The sequence below is a fragment of the Lentibacillus sp. genome, from assembly GCF_035301675.1.
GTDB lineage: Bacteria > Bacillota > Bacilli > Bacillales > Amphibacillaceae > Lentibacillus.
The window spans coordinates 112,073-136,843 of record NZ_DATGTT010000047.1 but is presented as its reverse complement, the minus strand read 5'-3'; the positions used below and the strand labels follow the sequence as shown (position 1 = coordinate 136,843).

21 protein-coding genes are annotated in these 24,771 nt (G+C 42.2%); 11 read left to right on the top strand and 10 right to left on the bottom strand.

Features of this window, described 5'->3' with window-relative positions; genetic code table 11:
- Positions 1 to 136 precede the first annotated feature (136 nt).
- Positions 137 to 586, top strand: coding sequence for a cyclic-di-AMP-binding protein CbpB (cbpB, locus tag VK097_RS07540; RefSeq protein ID WP_324211193.1), 450 nt, complete (start codon positions 137 to 139; stop codon positions 584 to 586).
- Between the two features lie 126 nt (positions 587 to 712).
- Complete coding sequence (locus VK097_RS07535) at positions 713 to 961, top strand: YkuS family protein (protein ID WP_324211192.1); 249 nt, start codon at positions 713 to 715, stop codon at positions 959 to 961.
- Between the two features lie 44 nt (positions 962 to 1,005).
- On the opposite strand, the gene VK097_RS07530 is transcribed toward VK097_RS07535, so the two are convergent.
- Positions 1,006 to 1,842, bottom strand: coding sequence for a mechanosensitive ion channel family protein (locus VK097_RS07530; protein WP_324211191.1), 837 nt, complete (start codon positions 1,840 to 1,842; stop codon positions 1,006 to 1,008).
- Positions 1,843 to 1,996: 154 nt separating this feature from the next.
- Here VK097_RS07530 and VK097_RS07525 point away from each other — a divergent pair, with 154 nt between their 5' ends.
- The 3 genes from VK097_RS07525 (at position 1,997) to VK097_RS07515 (ending at position 6,225) form a co-directional block, all read left to right on the top strand.
- Positions 1,997 to 2,452 (top strand): redoxin domain-containing protein, encoded by a 456-nt coding sequence (locus VK097_RS07525; RefSeq protein WP_324211190.1) that lies wholly within the window; start codon positions 1,997 to 1,999, stop codon positions 2,450 to 2,452.
- A 175-nt stretch (positions 2,453 to 2,627) separates the two neighbouring features.
- Positions 2,628 to 4,376, top strand: coding sequence for an ABC transporter ATP-binding protein (locus tag VK097_RS07520; protein WP_324211189.1), 1,749 nt, complete (start codon positions 2,628 to 2,630; stop codon positions 4,374 to 4,376).
- 13 nt (positions 4,377 to 4,389) lie between these two features.
- Positions 4,390 to 6,225, top strand: coding sequence for an ABC transporter ATP-binding protein (locus tag VK097_RS07515; RefSeq protein ID WP_324211188.1), 1,836 nt, complete (start codon positions 4,390 to 4,392; stop codon positions 6,223 to 6,225).
- A 127-nt stretch (positions 6,226 to 6,352) separates the two neighbouring features.
- Here VK097_RS07515 and cydC read toward each other — a convergent pair whose 3' ends face one another.
- Genes cydC through VK097_RS07495 form a run of 4 tightly spaced genes read right to left on the bottom strand, consistent with a single transcriptional unit; the run spans position 6,353 to position 12,195 of the window.
- Entirely contained in the window at positions 6,353 to 8,068 is a 1,716-nt protein-coding gene (gene cydC, locus VK097_RS07510; protein WP_324211187.1) for a thiol reductant ABC exporter subunit CydC, read from the bottom strand.
- Positions 8,065 to 9,798, bottom strand: a complete 1,734-nt coding sequence (gene cydD / locus VK097_RS07505; RefSeq protein WP_324211186.1) for a thiol reductant ABC exporter subunit CydD — start codon at positions 9,796 to 9,798, stop codon at positions 8,065 to 8,067. Before cydD ends, cydC begins: the two co-directional genes overlap by 4 nt.
- 37 nt (positions 9,799 to 9,835) lie before the next feature.
- Positions 9,836 to 10,849, bottom strand: coding sequence for a cytochrome d ubiquinol oxidase subunit II (locus tag VK097_RS07500; protein WP_324211185.1), 1,014 nt, complete (start codon positions 10,847 to 10,849; stop codon positions 9,836 to 9,838).
- Positions 10,846 to 12,195 carry a cytochrome ubiquinol oxidase subunit I gene (locus VK097_RS07495; protein ID WP_324211184.1) on the bottom strand — a complete coding sequence of 450 codons (1,350 nt, stop codon included), beginning with the start codon at positions 12,193 to 12,195 and terminating at the stop codon, positions 10,846 to 10,848. Before VK097_RS07495 ends, VK097_RS07500 begins: the two co-directional genes overlap by 4 nt.
- Before the next feature lie 239 nt (positions 12,196 to 12,434).
- Here VK097_RS07495 and VK097_RS07490 point away from each other — a divergent pair, with 239 nt between their 5' ends.
- Entirely contained in the window at positions 12,435 to 13,100 is a 666-nt protein-coding gene (locus tag VK097_RS07490; protein WP_324211183.1) for a potassium channel family protein, read from the top strand.
- A gap of 94 nt (positions 13,101 to 13,194) precedes the next feature.
- Here the strand turns inward: VK097_RS07490 and rnjA are convergent, their stop codons facing one another.
- The 3 genes from rnjA to def form a co-directional block, all read right to left on the bottom strand.
- Positions 13,195 to 14,862, bottom strand: a complete 1,668-nt coding sequence (gene rnjA, locus VK097_RS07485) for a ribonuclease J1 (protein ID WP_324211182.1) — start codon at positions 14,860 to 14,862, stop codon at positions 13,195 to 13,197.
- Positions 14,863 to 14,866: 4 nt separating this feature from the next.
- A complete protein-coding gene (locus VK097_RS07480) occupies positions 14,867 to 15,076 on the bottom strand; it encodes a DNA-dependent RNA polymerase subunit epsilon (protein WP_324211181.1) in 210 nt (69 codons plus the stop codon).
- 547 nt (positions 15,077 to 15,623) lie between these two features.
- A complete protein-coding gene (gene def, locus VK097_RS07475) occupies positions 15,624 to 16,175 on the bottom strand; it encodes a peptide deformylase (RefSeq protein WP_324211180.1) in 552 nt (183 codons plus the stop codon).
- A gap of 319 nt (positions 16,176 to 16,494) precedes the next feature.
- On the opposite strand from def, the gene VK097_RS07470 reads away from it, so the two are divergent.
- The 5 genes from VK097_RS07470 (at position 16,495) to lpdA (ending at position 22,518) form a co-directional block, all read left to right on the top strand.
- Positions 16,495 to 17,226: a YkyA family protein gene (locus tag VK097_RS07470; protein ID WP_324211179.1), complete on the top strand. Its 732-nt coding sequence runs from the start codon at positions 16,495 to 16,497 to the stop codon at positions 17,224 to 17,226.
- Positions 17,227 to 17,711: 485 nt separating this feature from the next.
- Positions 17,712 to 18,794: a pyruvate dehydrogenase (acetyl-transferring) E1 component subunit alpha gene (gene pdhA, locus VK097_RS07465; RefSeq protein ID WP_324211178.1), complete on the top strand. Its 1,083-nt coding sequence runs from the start codon at positions 17,712 to 17,714 to the stop codon at positions 18,792 to 18,794.
- 3 nt (positions 18,795 to 18,797) lie between these two features.
- Entirely contained in the window at positions 18,798 to 19,775 is a 978-nt protein-coding gene (locus VK097_RS07460) for an alpha-ketoacid dehydrogenase subunit beta (RefSeq protein ID WP_324211177.1), read from the top strand.
- Positions 19,776 to 19,797: 22 nt separating this feature from the next.
- The gene (locus VK097_RS07455) at positions 19,798 to 21,108 is read left to right on the top strand and encodes a dihydrolipoamide acetyltransferase family protein (protein ID WP_324211176.1); all 1,311 of its coding nucleotides are present in this window, start codon (positions 19,798 to 19,800) and stop codon (positions 21,106 to 21,108) included.
- A gap of 3 nt (positions 21,109 to 21,111) precedes the next feature.
- Positions 21,112 to 22,518: a dihydrolipoyl dehydrogenase gene (gene lpdA, locus VK097_RS07450; RefSeq protein WP_324211175.1), complete on the top strand. Its 1,407-nt coding sequence runs from the start codon at positions 21,112 to 21,114 to the stop codon at positions 22,516 to 22,518.
- 263 nt (positions 22,519 to 22,781) lie between these two features.
- Here lpdA and VK097_RS07445 read toward each other — a convergent pair whose 3' ends face one another.
- Entirely contained in the window at positions 22,782 to 24,404 is a 1,623-nt protein-coding gene (locus tag VK097_RS07445) for a glycine betaine uptake BCCT transporter (RefSeq protein ID WP_324211264.1), read from the bottom strand.
- A 21-nt stretch (positions 24,405 to 24,425) separates the two neighbouring features.
- Complete coding sequence (locus VK097_RS15420; RefSeq protein ID WP_414672166.1) at positions 24,426 to 24,668, bottom strand: BCCT family transporter; 243 nt, start codon at positions 24,666 to 24,668, stop codon at positions 24,426 to 24,428.
- Positions 24,669 to 24,771 lie beyond the last annotated feature (103 nt).

Sequence of the window (24,771 nt, the reverse complement as noted above, 5' to 3'; positions counted from 1 at the left end):
TTGGGAAAACTTTAACTAAATGGAACTGTTTATACCGTGGTAAATCATGTTATTACTGCGTGTCTTATGGTAAACTATAAATGTGATCGATGTAATAAACTCCTTATTGTTTAGGATTGAAAAGGAGCGTTTTATTATGAGTGTAACACAGGATAAGAAATTAACAGATATAGTGATTGGCGATTTAATGATATCCTCGGAAAAAGTAGCACATGTGCAGGTTAATAATCCTTTAGAGCATGCTTTGCTGATACTTGTGAAATCGGGATACTCTGCTGTCCCTGTTTTGGATTCGTCCTATAAACTTGCAGGAACAATCGGTAAGACACGTATTTTAAATCAAGTTCTGGGGCTGGAACGGTTTGAAATGGAGCAACTATCCAACATGCAGGTTCATGAAGCTATGAATTCTGATATCCCGAGTTTATCAAAATCAGACACATTTATGGAGGGAGTAAAGGTAGTCATCAATTATCCATTCGTTTGTGTTGCTGATGAGGACGGCTATTTTGATGGAATACTGACAAGGCGCGCTATTTTAAAACAGATGAAACGGGATCATTATACATTTAAGTCGCATATATGAGATTCATTTATAGACACCCTTACCGCAGAATAGGGTGTTTTTTGCGTGAAAAGTAACTGCATATCTTTTCAAGTTCTGAGAAAAACTAGCTGTGAGATGTATTTGCAGCAGAGGAGGTATGCAACAATGGCGCGAATTGGTGTGGAGGAAACCATGACAGATGTGAAAGAAGCACTTGCAGAAATGGGGCATGACGTCGTAGATTTACAATCGGAAGATGACACTGCCTACTGTGATTGCTGTGTTATTTCGGGTCAGGATAAAGATGTTATGGGCATGTCAACGGCAAGTATCGCCGGTTCAGTGATAAACGCAGACGGATACAATGCCGAGGAAGTTTGTGATATGGTGAATGACAAATTAAACCAGCAGTAATCGTAAAAAAGCTTCGGCTGCAACTGAGCCGAAGCTTTATATCATTAACCCCGATTGTTTTGAACAGCAATCTGCTGAGGAAATGGTGTTTCAATTCCAGCATGATCAAAGGCTTCTTTAATTTGTTTCCGCATTGCACGTTCACATTCCCACTGAAGTCCGTTTTCAGTCTGACCGACAACACGCAGTACAATATCGGATGTGCCGAAACTTTGTACCCCGATGGCATCGGGTCCTTCTTTAAAGCGCTCATCGTCCTTGAATTCGGCACACACTTCCTCCAGCACTGTAATGGCTTTATCAAGATTGTCATTATACCGGATGCTGATGTCAACCAATGCCCGCATATTGCCGCGGGTGTGGTTTGCCACCCCTTCAATGTAGCGGTTTGGGACATAATTCAATGTTCCGTCAAAGCTGCGGATTTTTGTCGTGCGCAAACCGATTTCTTCTACAATTCCGTCATAGCCTGCTGTTGTCGCATAATCATCAATCTCAAGCTGACGTTCGAGCAGGATAAAAAATCCGGTCACAATGTCACTAACAAGCCCCTGTGCACCAAAACCAATCGCAAGGCCAATAATACCTGCACCTGCCAAAAGCGGTCCGAGTGGAATGCCGAGTACCCCAAACAACATTAATACCAACACAAAAAACATGACATAGGAAAACACGTTTTGTAATAATTTTTCCAGAGTTTTAATCCGTGACGGGGATAATTTTTGATTTGATCCCGCTTTATTCAGGGTTTTTTCAATGATTTTTTTGCCAATTGGGACCAAAATGATAAATGCCAGAATCATTAAGCCGATTTGTAAGATAACCGGTACTATACTCCCCAGTAAGCCGGCTAAATCAATGTTAATTCCAAAAATCTCCATATGTACTCTCCTTCCAGTAGACATTTTAAAACATATAACGAGTTATAACAACAAATTACCCTAATTGCAAAATATAAAACTCACGTACGAGGAAAGGCTTTGCGGCATATATAATATAGGAACCAATTAAAGAAATAAATTGGAGGTTTTAGGGATGAAATTGAGAGATCAGATGCCGGAATTGGGTCATTCCGGGAAATGGCTTAACAGCAAACCATTGTTCAAAAATGATTTAATCGGAAATAAACCGGTCTTAATCTATTTTTGGTCAGTCAGCTGTGAAACATGCAAAAAAGCAATGCCAAAAGTAAATGAAATGTGCAATGCCTATAAAGATCAATTAAGAGTTGTTACTGTTCATATGCCACGTTCCGAGCGTGATCAGGATTTATCGGAAGTTCGATCTACCGCAAAAGAACATAACATTTCGCATCCAATTATTATCGATAATCAGCATAGATTAACGAATCAGTTCAAAAACAGGTATGTCCCGGGGTATTACTTGTTCGATACAAACGGAAAACTGAGACACCGGCATTCGGGTTCGGGCGGATTGCAAATGCTGCAAAAAAGAATCAACAGAGCAGTGAACCAGACTGATAAAAACTGAGTTTGAAGCTTCTGCAACTACAGGCAGAAGCATTTTTTAGTTTTGGTGCTTCATGAACACCATGAACAAGTTGCTCAATTAAAAAGTTTTAAAAAATTACTAAAAAGGTGTGGCATTTTATTTCGGAACCCGTTATATTAGATATTATGGAAAGTCTTCGGGGAGGAATTTCACAATGAATACTTTCAAAAAATTAAAACAGTTTTATTGGCCGCATAAAAAATACCTTTTTACATCATTATTTTTCCTGTTTTTCGTGGTGGCCATAACAGTTGTCTATCCAATTGTGCTGCAGTTAACGATTGATGAAGTGGTATTACAGGAGCGGTATTCATTGATTCCATACATTGCTGCAGGATTCTTTTTTATCATGCTTTTCAAAGGAGTGGCTTCGTTTTTTCATCAATATATGGGGGATTTGTTTGGAATTACAACAGTTTATAAGCTTCGGGAAGCATTGTATGAAAAGCTTCAGGTATTATCATTCAAATATTATGATAATGCCAGAACAGGGGATTTGATGTCCAGGAAAACAACAGATGTGGAAGGCTTTCGTAATTTTATTTCGTTTGGGATATCCGATTTCATTGAAATCACAATGCTTATCCTGTTCAGTTTAGGCGTTATGTTCTATTACTCACTGCCGCTTGCTTTGATTACAATGGCAGCCATGCCGTTTTTAACTGTAGTGGTTTACAAATTTGATAAGCGGGTCCATCCTGCATTCAGAGGAATCCGTAAATCATTCGGCAGGCTGAACACACGCGTACAGGAAAACATCAGTGGTATGAATACAGTAAAATCCTTGGCGAAAGAGGACTTTGAAGTCGGACGTTTTTCTGCCAGCAATGATAACTACCGTCAAAATTATTTATCGACATCCGGTATATGGGCAAAGTATTTTCCGGTGATGGAATTTATCGGCAATATTTGCGTTGTGCTGCTGCTGGCATATGGCGGTTATCTGGTCATTAACGGAGACCTGAGCCTGGGGGCACTGACAGCATTTTTCAGTCTTGTTTGGTATATTATGGGACCATTGATGAACCTGGGATTTGTAATTAATATGTTTTCCCAGGCAAAAGCCTCCGGGGAAAGACTTCTGGAAATATTAGAGGCAAAAGAAGATGTTACGGAGATAGAAGGTGCCATCGATACGCCGATAGCCGGTCATGTCACATTTAAAGACGTGACATTAACGTATACGGAAGATGACGACAAAGCGCTTAAACATGTCACATTCGATGCACCGCAAGGAAAAGTCATCGGTCTGAGCGGAGCAACCGGATCAGGAAAAACAAGCATTACACAACTGATCCCCCGTTTTTATGAACCTGAAAAAGGAGAAGTGCTGGTTGACGGCAGACCGGTTGAGAACTATAAACTGAAAACGTTGCGCAGGCACATCGGTTTTGTTTTGCAGGAATCGTTTCTGTTTTCAACGACAATCAGAGAAAATATCCGCTACGGCAATCCGGAACTTCCCGAGGAACGGATCATTGATGCTGCCAAAAGAGCCCAGGCTCATGATTTTATTATGGGAATGCCAAAAGGTTATGACACGATGTTGGGTGAACGTGGTATGGGGCTTTCGGGCGGACAGAAACAGCGGATTGCGATAGCCCGGGCGATTTGCATAAACCCAAGTATATTAGTGCTTGATGATGCGACATCAGCCGTTGATATGGAAACTGAATTCAAGATTCAACAAGCACTTAAAGAGGTTATGAGGGGGCGGACCACCTTTATTATTGCCCATCGTATATCGTCACTGAAGCACGCTGATGAAATATTGGTACTGGAGCACGGAGAAATCGTCGAACGCGGCACGCATGAAGAATTAGTAAATCAACATGGTCCGTATGAACGGATTTACAATATTCAATATCAGGACCGGGAGCAAATTATTGAGACAGCAACATAGAGGGGGAGGAGCTATGGCTAAAGATACACCTGAAGAAAACCGTCATTTAAACCGGTTTTATTATACAGTTGACCATGCAGTGGAAAAGCCGTTTAACTGGCAGCAAATGTGGCGTTTATTGGGCTACTTGAAACCTTATGCCAAAACATATCTGCCTGGAGCGGTCATAGCAATGCTTTTATCAACAGCCGTACGATTGATTGTTCCCATCCTGATTGGTAAGGTTGCTTTTGATATTGTCATTGCAAATGAAAATATGACAATGCTTATCTATATGGTGATTGGTGTGGCTGTTTTATACTTGCTGAGCTATATTGGAAACGTCTTTCGGATAAAATGGGTGAACATCCTGGGTCAAAATGTTATTTATGATTTGCGGCAGCATTTATTTTCGCATATCCAGCGCCTGTCACACCGCTTTTTTGATACTCGTTCCGGCGGTTCGATTATCGTACGGATAATGAACGATACAAACTCCCTGCAAGAACTGTTTACAAACGGGATTATCAATCTGCTTATGGATGTTGTCACTTTGACCGGGATTGTCGTAATTTTATTGGTGCTGAGTCCGAAGCTGGCACTGGCTATTATGGTTATTCTGCCAATCATGTTTTATATTTCAACAAAGCTCAGACGCAATATCCGTCGCTCGTGGCAGGATGTGCGTATTCAGCAGTCACGTCTGAATTCCCATCTTAATGAAAGCATCCAGGGGATCCGAATTACACAGTCATTCTCTCAGGAAAAGGCAAACGAAGAGTATTTTGATGGGGTAAATACCGATAATTTTAAAAGTTGGAGAACGGCTACGAAGAAAAGTGCCATGTTCGGTCCGTTTGTTGAATTGAGTAATGCACTTGGGACGGTCATTCTTATATCATACGGTGCTTATCTTATTTTATTGGGAGAGGCGAACGGCGGTATTGCCATTGGAACGTTTGTATCGTTCGGGTTCTATGTCGGCATGTTCTGGGAACCGATATCACGTCTTGGTCAGATGTATAACCAGCTGCTGATGGCCATGTCGGCATCGGAACGGATCTTTGAATTCCTTGATGAACAGCCAAATGTCGTGGATAAAGTAGACGGTGAAGATTTAACCGGTATGAAGGGACAAATTGAATTTGATCGTGTGGAATTTTCCTATGATGAAGAACGGACTGCATTACATGAGATATCATTGGACATTAAGGCCGGTCAGACGGTTGCTTTGGTTGGACATACCGGAAGCGGAAAATCCACTATCGCTAATTTGATCAGCCGGTTCTATGACCCAACGAAAGGCGCTGTTAAAATTGACGGTTATGACTTACGTGACGTCAGATTGAATAGTTTACGCCGCGGGATCAGTGTGGTATTGCAGGACACATTTATTTTTTCCGGCAACATTATGGAAAATATCCGGTTTGGTCGTCCGGACGCAACCAATGAGGAAGTTATCGAAGCATCAAAAGTGGTTGGAGCAGATGATTTCATTCAGAGGCTCGCAAATGGATATGAAACGGAAGTGGAAGAGCGGGGGAACATCCTGTCGGCAGGTGAACGGCAATTATTATCTTTTGCCAGGGCATTGCTGGCAGATCCAAGGATTTTAATATTGGATGAAGCGACTGCAAGCATTGACACTGAAACTGAAGTGAAAATTCAGGAGGCACTGCAAAGGCTTCTGAAAGGAAGAACGGCCATCATTATTGCTCACCGTCTATCAACCATCAGAGAATCTGATAATATTTTTGTGCTGGAAAACGGTGAAATACTTGAGAACGGCAGTCATGATGAACTCATGAAACGGCATGGTGAATATTTTGAGTTAGTTAAATCGCAATTTGAAATGCTTGATGCCATGTAACAAAACGGAAGCAACAGCTTCCGCTTTTGTTTTAGGTTGCTGCTGTTTAAACCTTCGCAGCTCGTCCCTCGCTTGCGGGGTCTTCAGACTGTTCCTTTCCCGCAGGAGTCTCACCAGCTGCCTTGTTTTACAGCAAGTTTTTCTCTATCTGTTTCATTTCGTACAGGTAACCTTTATAGGCCATCAGTTCATCAAAGGTTCCGGATTCAATGATCGTTCCATGGTCCATGACGATGATTTGATCCATTGTTTCCAGGTTCGCCAGGCGGTGACTTACAAGCACAAGCGTATCGTTGTCTGCCTGTGTAAAAAGATGATTATAGATTAACCTTTCAGTCAGTGCATCGACAGATGATGTTGGCTCATCCAACAGCCAGAGATTTGCATTTTTAAGCATTGCTCTTGTGATTGCCAGCCGCTGCTTTTCGCCTCCCGACAGGTTCTCGCCTTTTTCATAAACATTATCATCCAGCGAAATATAAGCAAGTTCCACTTTCGCCAATGCTTCTTCCATTTTCTGATCGGTCAGCTGGACATCAGCAATCATTAGATTATCTCTGATCGTCCCGAAGAAAAAATGATTTTCCTGCAGAATGACATTGGTGTTTTCCCAAATGGATTCTTGTTTTATATGATCGATTGATTTTCCATTTATTCGAATTCCGCCTTTGTCATGAACGTTCATTTTCAGGAGCAGATTCAGCAACGTTGATTTACCAGAACCGCTAGACCCGACAATCGCTGTCTTTGACCCGGCAGGGAGCTTCAGGTTAATGTTTTTCAGCGTCTGCTGTTGTTCGTCAGGAAATGAAAATGAAACAGCCTCCATATCTATTGTAAAGCCCCGGTTTGCATTTAATGTGCATTTGTCATCAGTCTTGTCAGCATCAGTTTCTTGTTCCACTGCCTCGAACAGTCGATTCGCCGCGCGTTTACTGTCCTGATAATGGAATGGAAAAGCCGCCATTGGAGCAGCATCTTCAAAAACAGTCAGTGAAATCATCACCAGCATTGCCAGTAAAATACCTTCCAACTGACCGTCAGTAACCAGAAAAGCTCCCAAACCAAGCACAAGCCAGGAAATAATCAGGGATACAAACGAATTGACAGACTGGCTATACAGTTTATTAATATTCTCCCGTTCCTGCAGATCAATATATGCATCAGATGACAGCGTTAGCGTTTGCTTTTTCTCATCAACCTTCTGATATATTTTCAGGTCACGGAAACCATACAGAAATTCGGTCACTTCGGTTGATAAATCCCCTCTTTTTTCTCGTACATCATGGTCGATTTTTCGCTGTCTTAGTGCAAAATACGCCGGTACAACAAATACGGTCAATAAAAGTCCTGCGACAAGGACAAGTGCCACATAAATGGAAAAGAACATTGTAAACAGGATCGTACTTAAAAATACAAGTGCTAAAACAATCGGGGGATAAAAGACCCGCAGAAAGAAGTTTTGCAACGTCTCAACATCACCGACGATCCGTGATAGCAGATCTCCGCTTCTGTATTTTTGAAAAATCCCGGGAGCTAATGGCTCGAGTTTACTAAAAAACGCGACGCGCAAGTTACTTAAAATCGTGAATGTCGCCCGATGGGAGAAATATCGTTCCGCATACCGGGCAAATGCTTTGGTAATCCCAAGTAATTTTACGGCTGATGTCAAAATGATCAGGGTATAAAAGGGAGGGATCAAAGCAGATTTTGAAATAAGATAGCCGCTTGCTGCGAAAAGGCCGACTGCAGTTATCCCTGCTAAAAACCCGAAAATCATCGAATAAAAAATATCTTTTTTCTCTGTCATCGTTAACTTGACAATTACGGCTAAATCTTTCATTCAGTCTTCACTCCCTGCTGCACAGATACCATTTTTTGATATTCAGGAGCCGTCCTCATCAATTCGATATGGGTTCCTTCAGCTATTAGCCTGCCATTTTCCAGAAATAAAATCTTATCAGCATTTTTGATCGTATGCAGGCGGTGAGCAACTGTAATGACTGTTGCGTTTTGTGCCAATCGTTCCATAGATGATTGCAGGATGCGCTCGGTTTCAAGGTCCAGCCCCGTCGTCGGTTCATCGAATAGAATAACAGCGGGCTGTTTCAAAAAAGCTCGGGCCAGGGCCAGCCGTTGCATTTCGCCGCCTGAAAGCCCGCGTCCTGCCTCACCGACCGGTGTATCGTACCCTTCATCCAACGTTTGAATCATACCGGCTATACCAGCCTGTTCTGCAGCATATTCTATTTCTTTTCGGCTGGCATTGGAATTACCGCCAATTGCAATGTTTTCCGCGATTGTCCCTGAAAAAATATAAGGGTGCTGCGAAATGTAACTTAATTGTCTGAACCAATCATTCTCACTATAATGTGATAACGGTTCTTCACCAACGAAAATCTTTCCATTTGAAAGAGGGAGGAGACCGGCAATCAGATGCAAAAGTGTCGTTTTTCCTGACCCGCTCCGTCCGGCAATGGCAACCTGTCCATATGGCGGTATATTAGAAGTGATGCCGTGTAAGGAAAATTGGTCATGACCATAGTTAAAGCTGACATGATTGAGCCGGATAGATGCAGGCATTGCTTCGCCGGGCAACTGTTTTTCACCCCATTGAACCTGCTGCTCTGTCCGGTCCAATTCCTCAGTTACTTTCCTTGCTGCACCCATACTGCCACGCCCACTATGAAATGCACTGCCAAGTTCTTTGAGCATGGTGTAGAATTCCGGTGCAAGCACAAGCAGAAAGAAAGCGGTAAAGAATGATATCTGTTCATAAATAATGAGTTGGATAGCAAGTTCCAGTGCGACAAGCCCAATACTGAGCATTGAGATCAGTTCCAGCATAAACGAGGACATAAAAGCGATTTTCAGTATCACCATTGTGGCATCCCGAAAACTTAGACTGCTTGTGCGAATGACATCCTTTTGTCTCTTTGCATGGCCAAATAACTTTAGGGTGGTAAGTCCTTGCAGTGTATCAAGAAAGCTGCCGGAGAATGCGGACAGTTTTTCTTGCTGTTCTTCCGACTTATTTTTTGTTTGCATACCGATAATTATCATGAAAATCGGAATGAATGGAGCTGTAATGGTCATAATCAGGCCCGTATTTACATGCTGCGTGAAAATAGTGATTAAAATAACCATCGGAATAACTGATGTCTTAATCAGCTGCGGGATATACTCACTGAAATAACCGTCCATTTCATCGACAGCTTCCAGCATGGTACTTACTTTACCACCTGATTGCCCCTCCAGTGATTGTTTCACCGGTGCTTTACCAAACTTATGCAACAGTGCGTTTCGATACTTTCCTTTGACGTCTGCCGCCATTCTGATACCGACTCTGCCGTTTGTATATGATGCTGCTGTTCTGAGAAACAGGACAGTTAACAATCCCAGCATCATCCAAATAATGTCAGAAAATCCTTGCTGCTTCAAAAATATCCGGTCCACAACCGTCACGAGAAAATAGGCTTGCAGGATTATCGTTGCTGCTGTTATGACAGACAGGATAAACAGGGAAAGAATTTGCCGTTTATATCCGAATGCTACTTTTCTTAAGCTGTCCATAGCTTCCCACCCCCCAGAGCTGGCATCTGTCTATCAGTTATTTGTTTCCTTTGACATAGTCAGCGTTAAATAAAAACAATCGCATTAATAAAATCAATGAAGGAATCAGCATCAGTAAACCGCCTATAAACGCAATAACAAGTGCTATTCCCATCGATTCATGCGTGGCACTTTCGTGAATGGAAATAAAAGGATCAAGTAAATACGGATAATGCCCGATTCCATAGCCAAAAAAGGCGAACAGATATTGCAGCATGACACTAATAAATGCGATCCCGTAGTATTTGCCCAGGTACAGCAGCCAAGTGGCAATCATGAAGAATCCAACTGACAGCCCGAACATCCACCACAAGTCCAGCATACCTTCATAATGTCTTTCATTGTGCTGACTCATAAAAATAAATGTTGTCAGAGCGGCAATGATTGACGGTGTACTCCAAAATAATGCAAAATTGCGCACCAATTTTAATGCAGGATTATCCTGGGCACGTGCCGCGTAAAACGTCAAAAAAGTCGCACTGATAAATAATACCGACACAATCGCTAAAGCAACGATGCTCCATGACAGCGGACTTGTGAACAATTCCAGATACTGTAATGAGACGACACCGTTTTCTTCCACAATAAATCCACCTTCAGATATCGTTAAAGCAACCGATAAGGAGGCTGGAATCAGGAGGCCGGTCGCACCATATAAAAACGTATAAACCGTACTTTGTTTGGATCCGTAATTTTCAAATGCGTAAAACGAACCGCGTATTGCCAGCAAAATGATGGCGATGCTTCCCGGCACCAATAATGCCGACCCATAATAATAAGCTGATTCGGGAAAAAATCCGACAATGCCGACAAAGAAGAAGACGAAAAAAACATTCGTCACTTCCCATACTGGTGATAGGTACCGTGCAATCAGCTTATTGACCACGTGATCCTGCTTAGTGACTTTGGCGTAAAACGCAAAGAATCCGGCACCGTAATCGATCGATGCGACAATCAGGTAACCGTAGAGGAATATCCATAAAACAGAAATACCAATGATTTCATAGCTCATGATTCATCACCCTTTTCAACAGATGGATACTGTTTTTCCAATTCTTCCTCAGCCGGGTTATTTCGGAACACCTTACGCAATGTGATGATGCACAAAGTACCCAGCACAATGTATAAGGCGAGGAAAAGGATAAACATCAACCCGATATAAGGGGAGGAGGTAGCAGCTTCTTCTACCGTCATGTATCCTCGTATAATCCATGGCTGCCGGCCTTCTTCGGCATATATCCAGCCAAATTCAATTGCGAGCATCGCCAGCGGACCGCTCAGTACAATAAGCGAAAGCATTCCTTTACTATGCTCGTTGCGTTTTTTCATTTTACTTAAAATGAAATACAATAAAGCTACCACGGGCAGGAAGAAACCAATGGCTACCATTAAATCAAACATATAATGCACCCAGAGCGGGGGCCACATTTCCTCAGGAACTTCTTCAAGTCCTGTCACCTCAGCATTGAAATCACCATGGGCCAGAAAACTTAGGAATTTAGGTATCCGGATTTCACCGATTATTTCGTGTGCATCATTAAGCCACCCAAATAGGATCAAATCGGCACCTTCTTCTGTTTCAAAGTGCCATTCTGCCGCAGCCAGTTTTTCCGGCTGGTGTGACGCGAGAAACTTAGCTGAATAGTCACCTGCGATTGCTGTAAATACAGCAAATATGAATGTCATCGTCAGGGTAAGTTTCAATGCTTTTTTGTAATAGGCTGAAGCCTGTCTTTTCAGGATCATGAAAGCTGTTATGGCAGCAAGAATAGCAGCACAGGTCAAGTATGCTGAGCTTAACACGTGGAATACTTTTGTCGGAGTGGCCGGATTCAGCATGGCTGTAATCGGATTAACGGCTGCAAATGTTCCATTTTCCACGGCAAAGCCATCCGGTGTGTTCATAAACGCATTGACGGTTGTTATAAATACGGCAGAAAAACCTCCGCCAATGATGATTGGCAGAGAGAAAAGCCAATGGATATATTCATTTTTAAACCGGTCCCATGTATATAAATAAATTCCCAGGAAGATTGCCTCAAAGAAAAACGCAAAAACTTCCATAAACAGTGGCAAGCTGATTACGTTTCCTGCCACCTGCATAAAATTCGGCCACACCAGCGACAGTTGCAGTCCAATGGCAGTACCGGTCACAACACCGACAGCCACAGTAATGACAAACCCGCGGGTCCAGCGTCTGGCAAGCAGCCGGTAATGCGGGTCTTTCTTTTTAATTCCGATAAACTCGGCGGCCGAAATCATTAGCGGCACACCTACACCAAGTGTAGCGAAGATAATATGAAAACCGAGTGTCATGGCGGTGAGCAACCTGCTCATCAGGACTGTATCTAATTCCATTACTGATCCTCCCTTGTACGGAATGCTCTGTTTATAATAAAAGTTCATTTCATAAAATAGTCAATTATAGTTTTCCCTGGCAAATCCATTATAAATCATTTAAATGAATTACTTCCTTTTAACTGTGACAACCGAATGAAAACTTTGTAGCAAAACAGTTAACATAGCTTGTATTGATGCCAGATTTCTTATTGTATGGTAGACTGTGAGCAAATACATTGGAGTATGGAGGAACCGGTATGAAACGAGACTATGCAGTAATCGGTTTAGGCCGATTCGGCGGCAGTATTTGCAAAGAACTCAGCTCAGAAGGAATGCAGGTATTGGCCATTGATTCGGATGAGGATAAAATAAATGAATTTAAAAATATTGCCTCACATGCGGTGATTGCCGATTCCACAGATGAAGCGACACTGAAGGAACTCGGCATCAAGAATATTGATCATGTGATTGTTGCTATTGGTGATAATATACAGGCAAGTATTTTAACAACGGTTGTTTTGACAGACCTTGGCATCAAAAAAATTACAGTTAAAGCACAGAATGACTATCATGAAAAAATTTTAAACCGGATCGGTGCTAATCAGGTCGTCCACCCTGAACGGGATATGGGAAAACGGATTGTCCATAACATCATTTCCAGCAATATTCTTGACTATCTTGAACTTTCTGATGATCACAGTATTGTTGAAGTGAAAGCCGGTGGAAAAATGGTCGGTAAAACGCTGGTTGATTTGGATATTCGCGCGGAATACGGCTGTAACGTTGTAGCCATCAAACAGGGCAAGGATATTAATGTATCACCGGCTGCTGATGACGTGTTGAAAGAAGAAGATATTCTTATCGTGATTGGAGCTGACAAAGATATATCCAGATTTGAAAAACATCTTGTTATAGACAAGTAATTGCGCGTCCACAGTTTTAGCTGACAAACTGGAAAAATAGAACAAAAAAGATGGCATGAAAAAATATTTCATGCCATCTTTTTGCAGTTTGCATCTAGACTTCCATGATGATTGGCAGAATCATTGGTCTGCGTTTTGTTTTTTCAAAGAGGAATGGTGCAATTGTATCGGTTATTTCATTTTTTATTTCAGACCATTGACTGGTTCTGCGTTCCATCACTTTATCCAAATGTTTTGCAACAAGTTTCTGGGCTTCATTGATCAGATCTTCTGATTCGCGCATGTAAACAAATCCGCGCGATATGATATCAGGTCCTGATGCAATCTTGAATTCTTTCATATTTATACTGACTACAACCATGACCAGCCCTTCTTCGGACAGGATTCGGCGGTCACGCAGCACAATATTACCTATATCGCCGATACCTTTTCCGTCCACGTAGATAGAGCCTGATGGGATTTTCCCTGCAATCATAGCATTATCACTGCCCAGCGCCAGGACATCCCCGTTATCCATTACAAATGAATTTGTCGGGTTGATTCCGCAAGCTTCACCAAGTTTAAGATGCTCCTTCAGCATACGGTATTCACCATGGATCGGCATAAAATACTTCGGCTTCATAAGTCTGAGCATTAATTTTTGTTCATCCTGACTGCCGTGTCCCGATGTGTGAATATCGCTTAATGGACCATGGATGACATCTGCTCCGGCACGATACAATTTATTAATCGTCCGGCTGACGCTTACCGTATTTCCGGGGATTGGTGATGACGAGAACACAACCGTATCTCCAGGGATAATCTGTATTTGACGGTGTGTACCATTGGCTACTCGTGATAATGCTGCCATTGGTTCACCTTGGGACCCTGTACAAAGAATGGTTACTTTATGTGCAGGAAGACGGCTGATTTGGTTCGCTTCAATGAACGTATCTTTAGGTGCCTGGATGTATCCCAGCTCCTGACCGATTCGGATGGAGGATTCCATACTGCGTCCAAATACAGCTATTTTACGATCATGTTGGACGGCTGCTTCAACTACCTGCTGCAGACGGTAGATATTCGAGGCAAATGTTGCAAAAATCAATCGCCCGTCAACTTTGTTGAAAATATCATGGATGTTTTCTCCGACTTTCCGCTCGGACATCGTAAACCCTGGCACTTCACTGTTTGTACTGTCTGAAAGAAGGCAAAGTACGCCCTCTTTGCCGATCTCAGCCATTTTCGTTAAGTTTGCAGGATCGCCTACTGGTGTAAAATCAAATTTGAAATCACCGGTGTGAACGATGTTTCCTGGCGGTGTTTTGACTACGATACCAAATGAATCAGGAATACTATGGGTTGTTCGGAAAAAGGAAACGGACGTTTTGCGGAATTTTATAATATCATCTTCCTGAATCGTATTCAGTTTCGCATTCCGCAGAAGACCATGTTCCTCTAATTTGTTTCGAATTAAACCGATTGCAAGTTTTCCGGCATAAATAGGCACATTTATTTCGCGCAGCAGGTAGGGAATCCCTCCGATATGATCCTCATGCCCGTGCGTTATGAATAATCCTTTAATTTTATCCTGGTTTTGTGTCAGGTAAGTGTAATCCGGGATGACGTAATCGATTCCAAGTAATTCATCTTCCGGGAATTTAATTCCGGCATCAACGAGGATGATTTCATCCTGAAACTGGATACCATACGTGTTTTTCCCGATTTCACCGAGTCCGCCTAACGCAAAAACCGCTGTCTGATCATTTTTAACAAATTTCATTCTGTCAGACGGTCTCCAGTTTAAAATCCTCGGATTTCTTTTCATAAGCTAAATGTGCATCGTCGAGTACCTGAATATATTCAATATTATAGTTCCGGCCGGAAAGTTTATTTCTTACATCTCTTTCGGAGTCACCTTCTATATAAAGGCTTTTTGTCTGCTCACGTACAGGTATTTCATCAGGTAGCTCCTGATATAAAACTTTAAAAACCATTATTATTATCTCTCCTAACGCTTCGATTCTTTTTGATTAAAAATGTTTCGTTCCGTATTCCTGTTCAATTTGGTATAACATCATATCAAAATAGCTGATGACAGGACAGTTGTGAAGATGGGTTTGCCCATCAATCTGTCCGGCTGCACAGTATGTTAGTTTTCCGCAGCAAAATTGTTTGCCTCTCGTCTTTCCTGCATGATTTTAATCAGTGTAGTCCTTTTTAAAGGTTGTAGGTACACGTCCTTTGCCCAGAAAATCTTTCAAGCGTTTTTTCAGCTTTTCTCTCAGGCGCTTTAACATGAGATAAGCATCTCCTTTCAATTATTAAAGAAAAGCAATAAAAACGTTCGCCGATCCAATCCCTCTTAACTATAGTATAATACGATTGGTGTTATTTTGAAATGAAAACGCCGCATTTGTTTAAAAAAAGATATGCCTTTTTTATTCTGCAGGCACTTTCAACGTGAACTATTAACAGTTATTGTTGGCTTATAACATAAAATTATGCAGGAGCCTAAGGTTATAGATTCCTGCATTGTTACCATTAGCCGATTGATTTTGAATTTTCCGGAATGGCAAATGGGTTCTCGGTATTGATATGATCATAGAACATAACGCCATTTAAATGATCGATTTCATGCTGTACAACGATAGCGGAATAATCCCTTAAACGTAATTTCAGTTCGCCGCCATCCAGCCCTGTGGCTTTAACAGTGACTCGGGCGCTTCGGGGTACATAGCCTTCCACTTCCCGGTCGACTGAAAGACACCCTTCTCCGAATGACAGATATGCCTGTTCGACCGAATGACTGACGATTTTTGGATTAATCAGTCCGTAACTGTAAAGTTTTCCTTTTGAGTCCTCAAAGTGAACAGCGCACATGCGTTTATTAATCCCAAGTTGTGGTGCAGCCAGGCCGACACCGGGTCTTAAATTATATTCTTCTGCCAGTTTCTCATCCTGGCTGTTTTTGACAAATGTCAGCATATCGTTTAATAGCCGAATATCTTCATCAGAAGAAGGAATGGGCACTTCCTCGGCTTTTTCACGTAATGACGGGTGCCCTTCCCGAACGATGTCATCCATAGTTATCATTAATCGACACTCCCTAGCTCAATCATAAAAATGAAACTTCACTCAGCGGATGGTTTTCCCGCCCGCGAAAAGGGTAGTATATTTCCGGAGCGGGGTGAACGCGCAAACCATAACTTCTAGTTAGTTCGGATTTTTAGTAAAAAGACTTTTGTCCCAAGCACTCTACATGCGGGATAACCGTATTTTAACATATTATGTTTTGAAGTATCATAAATTTTGCTGCAGGACAGGCAAAAATTTAAAAAACTAATCCGATTTGATCAATGATATGTTATACTGTGATAGAAATTCCGGAGCAGGATTGGAGGAAAAAATAAAAGTGGTATCGAAAAAGTCATTATTTTTTAGTTTATTTATTCTGATTTTCATTTTGTCTGCCTGCAATGGTGCAGCAGCGTCTGAAAAAATTTATAATCATTTGGAAAAAGCTGTTGAACTTGAACAGCCGTTTGAAGAACAGCAGGACTCAATCGTTGAACTTGAGCAGGAAGAACAGAAAGTATACAGTCAGATTATTGATTTGAGCATGGAAAAATTTGATAAAATTAAGGAACTGTCCGACCAGGCGCTTGCTAATATAGAAAAGCGAAAGAAAAAAATAAATTCTGAAAAAGAAAGTATTGCTGCGTCTAAAGAGGAATTTACCAATATTGAAGATATAATTGGTGATTTGGAGGAGGAGGCTGCCCGCAAAAAGGCAGATGAAATGTACAATGTCATGATGGACCGATACGATGCTTATAATAACCTTCATGAAGCGTATTCCAACTCCCTCGCACTTGAAGAGGAACTATATGCAATGCTGAAAAAGGAAGATCTTGAGCAGAAGACGTTATCTAAACACATTACAAAACTGAATGAAAGTTATCAGGAAGTGATTGATGAAAATGAAGCATTCAATGAACTGACAACCGAGTACAATGCTTTAAAACAGGAATTTTATAAAGCAGCCGGGATTGAAGTGGAATATGACGAAAACGCACCGAAGGAAAAGGGAAGCAATAAAGACGAGCCAAAAAAATCAGAGCAAGAAGAGGAATCAGGTGAATAAGTCATCTGATTCTTTTTTTATGGTTTTTTCTAATCGGTTGCTAACGTTCTTATTTGAAGAATGGTAAGGCGGCGCCCTCCTGCAGTTGACTGGAAATTAGACTTTATCATGAAAAAATCAATAAATAAGACAACCTTTTGGGATAAGAGAGTTGTACTGATACAGTTTTTTTGTGTTATTATAACAGAAAACCATGTTTGGAAGCCAAATTGCAGGAAGCGCTATCATCCTTGGGGAAAATAAAAAAACTAAAGCAAAACAATTGACCGAATGGACATATTGGGCTAAACTTTAAACTGGATTAAAAATTGTACCAGTAAATTTTGTCTTTAAAATATAACAGTTTAACTGTTTTGTTCATGCTTGGATTATTATTCTTAAAAAAAGGGAACAGGTTTTAAAGCAAATGGGTACAGATTTTTTCATATTTCGGGAAGACTGGAAAAGAATATAAACAGTTAATCAGAAAGGAAGAGGTGACCATTTTGAAAGACGTACTTGAAAATATTGAAAGTCAGTTCGAAATGTTCCAGGTTCTTGATGAAAATGGTGAAATAGTGAATAAGGATTGGGTGCCTGACCTTTCAGACGATGATCTGAAGGAACTGATGCGCCGGATGGTTTACACAAGAGTGCTTGACCAACGTTCAATCGCGTTAAATCGTCAGGGACGCCTGGGCTTTTATGCACCAACGGCAGGACAGGAAGCGTCTCAACTGGGAAGTCATTTTGCGCTGGAGGAAGATGATTTCATATTGCCGGCATATCGTGATGTTCCACAATTAATCTGGCATGGTCTTCCGCTGTATCAGGCTTTCCTGTTTTCGCGGGGGCACTTTCATGGCAATCAGTTCCCGGAAGGTGTTAACGGTCAGAGCCCGCAAATTATTATCGGGGCACAAATTACACAGGCAACCGGTGTAGCACTGGGGCTTAAAAAACGCGGCAAGAAATCAGTGGCCGTTACATACACCGGTGACGGCGGAACTTCACAGGGTGACTTTTACGAAGGTATAAACTTTGCCGGCGTTTACGGCGCACCTGCCATTTTCTTTGTGCAGAATAACCAGTTTGCAATTTCAGTTCCGGTTGAAATGCAAACAAATGCGGAAACATTGGCACAAAAAGGCGTAGCTGCAGGTATTCCGAGCTATCTCGTGGATGGTATGGACGTATTAGCTGTTTATGCAGCTACCAAAAAGGCCCGCGAACATGCTGTGGACGGCAATGGCCCGACGCTGATTGAAACGATGACTTACCGTTATGGTCCGCATACCATGGCAGGGGACGATCCAACTCGTTACCGCACGGAAGATATGACTAATGAGTGGGAGAAGAGAGACCCGCTTGTCCGTTTCCGTAAATATCTTGAAGATAAAAATCTTTGGTCAGAAGATGAAGAAAATAAAGTGATTGAGGATGCCAAAGATGATATTAAGAAGGCAATCAAACAAGCGGATGATTATCCGAAACAAAAAGTTACCGACTTGATAGATATCATGTTTGAGGAACTTCCATCCAACCTGCAGGAGCAAATGGAAGAATATAAAGAGAAGGAGTCGAAGTAAATCATGGCACAAAAGACAATGATTCAGGCGATCACTGATGCAATGCACCATGAACTTAAAAATGATGAAAATGTGCTTGTTTTCGGTGAAGATGTTGGTCAAAACGGCGGCGTATTCCGTGCTACGGAAGGATTACAGGATGAATTCGGCGAAGACCGTGTGTTTGATACGCCGTTAGCCGAGTCGGGAATCGGCGGCCTTTCACTTGGTCTTGCACTGCAGGGATTTCGTCCGGTGCCGGAAATTCAGTTCATCGGCTTTATTTATGAAGCAATGGATGCGATTAACGGTCAGATAGCACGTATGCGCTATCGTTCAGGGGATAGTAAATCCGCTCCAATCACCATTCGTACGCCTTTTGGGGGCGGAGTTCACACGCCTGAGCTGCACGCAGATTCATTGGAAGGTCTCGTTGCTCAGCAGCCGGGATTCAGGGTGGTTGTTCCGTCGACACCGTACGATGCAAAAGGACTGCTGATTTCATCGATCCGAAACAATGATCCGGTATTCTTTATGGAACATATGAAACTTTATCGTTCATTCCGTGGTGAAGTGCCTGATGAAGGCTATACGATAGACCTTGATAAAGCGGATATTAAACGCGAAGGCAAGGACGTCACGCTTATTGGCTATGGCGCGATGGTTCATACCGCGCTAAAAGCTGCAGAAGAGCTGGAGAAAGACAATATTGAAGCGGAAGTGATCGACTTGCGCACGATATCTCCGGTCGATATGGAAACAATTGTTGAGTCGGTGAAAAAGACTAATCATGTAGTCGTGGTGCAGGAAGCACAGCGTCAAGCTGGGGTGGCTGCACATGTGATTTCGGAAATTCAGGAGCGCGCAATCCTTCATTTGGAAGCACCGGTGTTGCGCGTAACGGCGCCTGATACCGTTTATCCATTTTCTCAGGCAGAAGAAGTGTGGCTGCCAACGCATAAAGACGTAATTGAAAAGGTAAATGAAGTCATTAACTTTTAATCAATGATTGGAGGTCGTAATTATGGCGTATAACTTTAAACTGCCTGATATCGGTGAAGGTATACATGAAGGTGAAATTGCCAAATGGTTCGTTAAAGAGGGTGATGAGGTTCAGGAAGATGACGTGCTTTGTGAGGTTCAGAATGACAAAGCCGTTGTCGAAATTCCTTCACCAGTTGAAGGGACCGTGACAAAAGTCCATGTAGATGAAGGCGAAGTTGCTGTTGTGGGCAATACAATCATCTCGTTTGATGCGGAAGGTTATGAATCCGATGATGAGGAAGAGGAAGAAGCAGAACAGGAAGAAGCGGAAAAGACTGAAGACAAATCAGATTCGGCTGAAGAATCAGAGGAAGCCAGCGGTAATAAGGAAAAGGGCGATGAACAAAAATCCGGGGATCAGGATCAAACGTCCTCTAGTGATAAACGTGTCATTGCCATGCCGTCAGTCCGCAAATACGCCCGTGATAACGATGCGAATATTCAGGATGTCCAGGGTTCCGGCAAGAACGGCCGAATTTTAAAAGAAGATGTTGACAACTACTTGAGCGGCGATCAACAAGCTGAGCAGCCTGCTGAAGCAGATGAAGGTACACAAGAACCGGCGGCTGCACAGGCACCAAAAGGCGACTATCCTGAATCACGCGAGAAGATGAGCGGCATCCGCAAATCAATTGCCAAAGCAATGGTTAATTCCAAAACGAAAGCACCACATGTCACCCTGATGGATGAAGTGGATGTTACAGAACTAGTTGCACACCGGAAGAAATTTAAAGAAGTTGCCGCTGATCAGGATATTAAATTGACTTACTTACCATATGTTGCAAAAGCATTGATTTCCGCATCGAAAAAACACCCAATTTTAAATGCTGCTGTGGATGATGAGACAGATGAAATCATTCATAAGCATTATTACAACATTGGTATTGCGGCAGATACGGACAGGGGGTTACTGGTTCCGGTAGTCAAAGACGCCGACCGTAAATCAATTTTCACCATTTCTCAGGAAGTCAATGAATTGGCAGAAAAAGCCCGTAGTGGTAAACTATCACCTGAGGAGATGAAAGGTGCATCCAATACGATTACAAATATCGGTTCTGCCGGCGGACAATGGTTTACGCCTGTTCTTAACTACCCTGAAGCAGCTATTCTGGGAATCGGGCGCATTCAGGAAAAACCGATTGTCCGAGACGGCGAGATTGTTGCAGCTCCAGTATTGGCTGTATCCCTAAGCTTTGATCATCGTATTGTTGACGGTGCAACTGGACAGTTGGCTCTCAATCAGATCAAGCGACTGTTGAACGATCCACAATTAATTATGATGGAGGCGTAGATTATGGTAGTAGGAGATTTTCCAATTGAAACAGATACTCTGATTGTTGGAGCAGGACCTGGCGGCTATGTGGCTGCCATCCGTGCTGCTCAAACCGGGCAAAAAGTTACAATTGTAGAGAAGGGCGATTTGGGCGGTGTTTGTCTGAATGTCGGCTGTATCCCTTCAAAAGCCTTGATAGAAGCCGGACACAAAGCACAATCTGCTCATGGCAATGAAGAGCTGGGAATCACAACTGAAAATGTTTCGGTTGATTTTTCCAAAGTCCAGGAATGGAAAGGGCAAGTCGTCAATAAACTGACATCTGGTGTGGAAAGCCTGCTTAAAGGGAATAAAGTGGATATTGTGAAAGGTGAAGTATACTTTGTCGATAAAAACACTGTCAAAGTAATGGATGAAAAAAATTCACAATCGTATACATTCAATAACTGTATTATTGGAACCGGTTCGACACCGATTGAAATTCCAAACTTCAAATTCTCAGATCGTGTATTGGACTCCACCGGTGCATTGAACCTTCAGGAAATCCCTGAAAAGATGGTTGTTGTCGGTGGCGGTTATATCGGTATTGAACTCGGTACTGCCTATGCAAATTTCGGTACAGAAGTAACGATTCTGGAAGGGACAAAAGAAATTCTTGGCGCGTTCGAGAAACAGCTTAAACAGCCTGTTAAAAAAGGACTAAAAAACAAAAACGTCAATGTGGTTACCAAAGCAATGGCTAAAGGTGTTGAGGAATCGGAAGACGGCGTGAAAGTCACGTATGAAGTCGATGGCAAAGAAGAAACCGCTGAAGCGGATTATGTTCTCGTAACAGTCGGACGCCGTCCAAACACAGAAGAAATTGGACTTGAGCAAGTCGGCATCGAAGTAGATGATAATGGACTTATTAAAATTGATAAGCAATGCCGTACAAGTGTAGATAACATTTATGCCATCGGTGACATTGTTGAAGGGCTGCCGCTTGCACATAAAGCGTCTTATGAAGGAAAAGTGGCCGCAGAAGCTATAAGCGGTGAAAAATCAGAAATTGATTATCTTGCCATGCCTTCTGTTGTCTTCTCTGACCCTGAACTTGCCAGTGTCGGCTATACTGAGAAAGAGGCGAAAGATGCCGGCTATGAAGTGAAAGCTTCCAAATTCCCATTCGGGGCAAATGGCCGGGCATTGTCACTGAATAGCACAGATGGCTTTATGAAATTGATTACCAGAAAAGAAGACGGACTCGTAATTGGTGCTCAGGTTGCCGGGCCAAATTCCAGTGATGTTATCGCAGAAATCGGACTGGCAATTGAAGGTGGTATGACAGCTGAAGACATTGCACTTACAATCCATGCACATCCGACACTTGGTGAAGTGACGATGGAAGCGGCGGATGTAGCATTGGGAACGCCAATCCATACGATGTAAATAACAAAAAAACAAAACGGGTTGAATGAAGACCTGATAATTAAGCCACGTCCTGTTTTTACGCAACAGGACGTGGCTTATTGTTTATGGTTTCAATTAAGCGATTGAGATGTGAAAGGAAGAGATTTTGGAGCAGGAACTGGAGGCAGTCATGGATTCAGAAAAGAATAAAACAGTCGGGACTTCCAGCTTATAGTGGAAGAACTTTCATTCATGAAAAAGCTGTCCAGAAATGGAGACCCATTTCTGGACAGCTCTGTGCATTAAGATTCTCTTTCATCTTCAGCATCAGGTAGTGTTTCTTCAAATCCTTTACGCATTCTTTTGAGTTCTTTTTGTTGTTTTTCCCGGAACTCCGGATCATGCTCGCGCTGCTTTTTTTCCATCTGCAAAATATCATACTCGCTTTTTAGTGCTTTGAAGAGCGAAATACACATAAATATCATCAAAATCGCGAACGGAAATGCAGCAATCAGCATGGCCATTTGGAGCGCCGACAGCCCGCCGGACCACAATAGAACTGCAGCGATTGCAGCAAGGATAATACCCCAGATGACCTTAACTGCCATGCTTGGGTTTAATCTTCCTCCCGTGGTGAGCATGCCAAGCACAAACGTACCGGAATCGGCAGAAGTGATGAAAAAGGAGGAAATCAAGAGCACTGCAACACCGACGACAACAGCTGCCATAGGCTGTGACTCAAGAAATGCAAATAAAGCTACTTCATTGCCCATTTCATTCATTAACTGATGGATAACGCCGCCTTCAGCTCTATCCATTTCCAATCCGGCAATACCGAAAATAGAGAACCAGACAGCACTGAATATTACTGGTACTGCCGTTACCCCGAGGACAAATTCACGGATAGTCCTTCCTCTGGAAACCCGGGCAATAAAGGTCCCGACAAATGGTGACCAGCCGATCCACCAAGCCCAGTAAAAAAGTGTCCACGCATCAAGAAACTCCCTGTCACCGGTAAATGCGTTCATACTAAATGTCATGGTTGGAAGATTTTGCAAGTAGTTACCCATGGTTGTTGTAAACGAATCAATCATTTTTACAGAAGATCCGAGAATGAACACAAAGAGCATTAATCCGACGGCAAGAACAATATTTGCCCAGCTCAGGTATCGGATACCCCGGTTAATGCCTGTTGTAGCAGAAAGAAGAAATAATATCGTAACAATCAAAATGACAATCAAATTAGTTGTTAGTGTATTTGGAATGCCTTCAAAGGTATAGCTTAAACCGGCTGTAATCTGGGTTGCACCAAGTCCAAGAGATGTTGCAATACCAAATACAGTGGCAAAAACGGCCAGTGTATCAATAGCAATCCCCCAACCGCCTTTAGACCGGTCACCAATCAGTGGTGAAAAAGCGGAGCTAATCAGAGCAGGCGCCCGGTGACGGAATTTAAAATAAGCCAGTGTCAAAGCAACTACAGCGTATGTAGCCCAAGGATGGAATCCCCAATGGAATAAGGTGTATTGCATAGATTCTTCTGCAGCAGCTGCCGTTTCCGGATCAGCAGAAGGCGGTGAATAATAATGTGTTACAGGTTCCGTCACGCCGTAGAATACGAGACCGACCCCCATACCCGCTGTGAATAGAAATGCGAACCAGGTAAAATAACTATACTCCGGTCTGTCATCGGGTTTTCCAAGCCTGATTTTTCCATATGGTCCAAAAATCAGAAACAATGCGAACAAAACAAATGCTGTTGTAGATAATAAATAAAACCAGCCAAATGACTCTGAAATAAAACCGTCAACTAAACCTAATACGTATTCAACATTTGATGGAAAAAAAGCTCCCCAAATGATAAATACAGATACTAATGCAAGAGATACCCAAAAAACAGCTGTAATTTTTTTAGAATTAATAATAAGACCTCCCTATATTTTTTGTCAAAAATCACGAAGTATAACATAAAACAAAAACGGCTTCATGTCCGGTCTTCCAAGTTTGATTTTGCCGTATTTTGAGAACATCAGGTATGTCGAAAAGATCACAAATCCTGAATCACCAAAAAGGTAAAACCAGCTGAATTTATCAACTAAAAATCCTTGGTGGACATTTGTTGCCTCATTCATGTTCGAATTCGTATATATCCTCCATATAATGAAAATGATTGCGTCCATGGAGGGGATACAAAAGACGTTTGTGATTTTTTTTCATATCCTTTGCTCCTTTCTATGTAATTGTTCGGATCATTTCAGTTTGGCACAATTCAGTATTAAAACATAATAACAA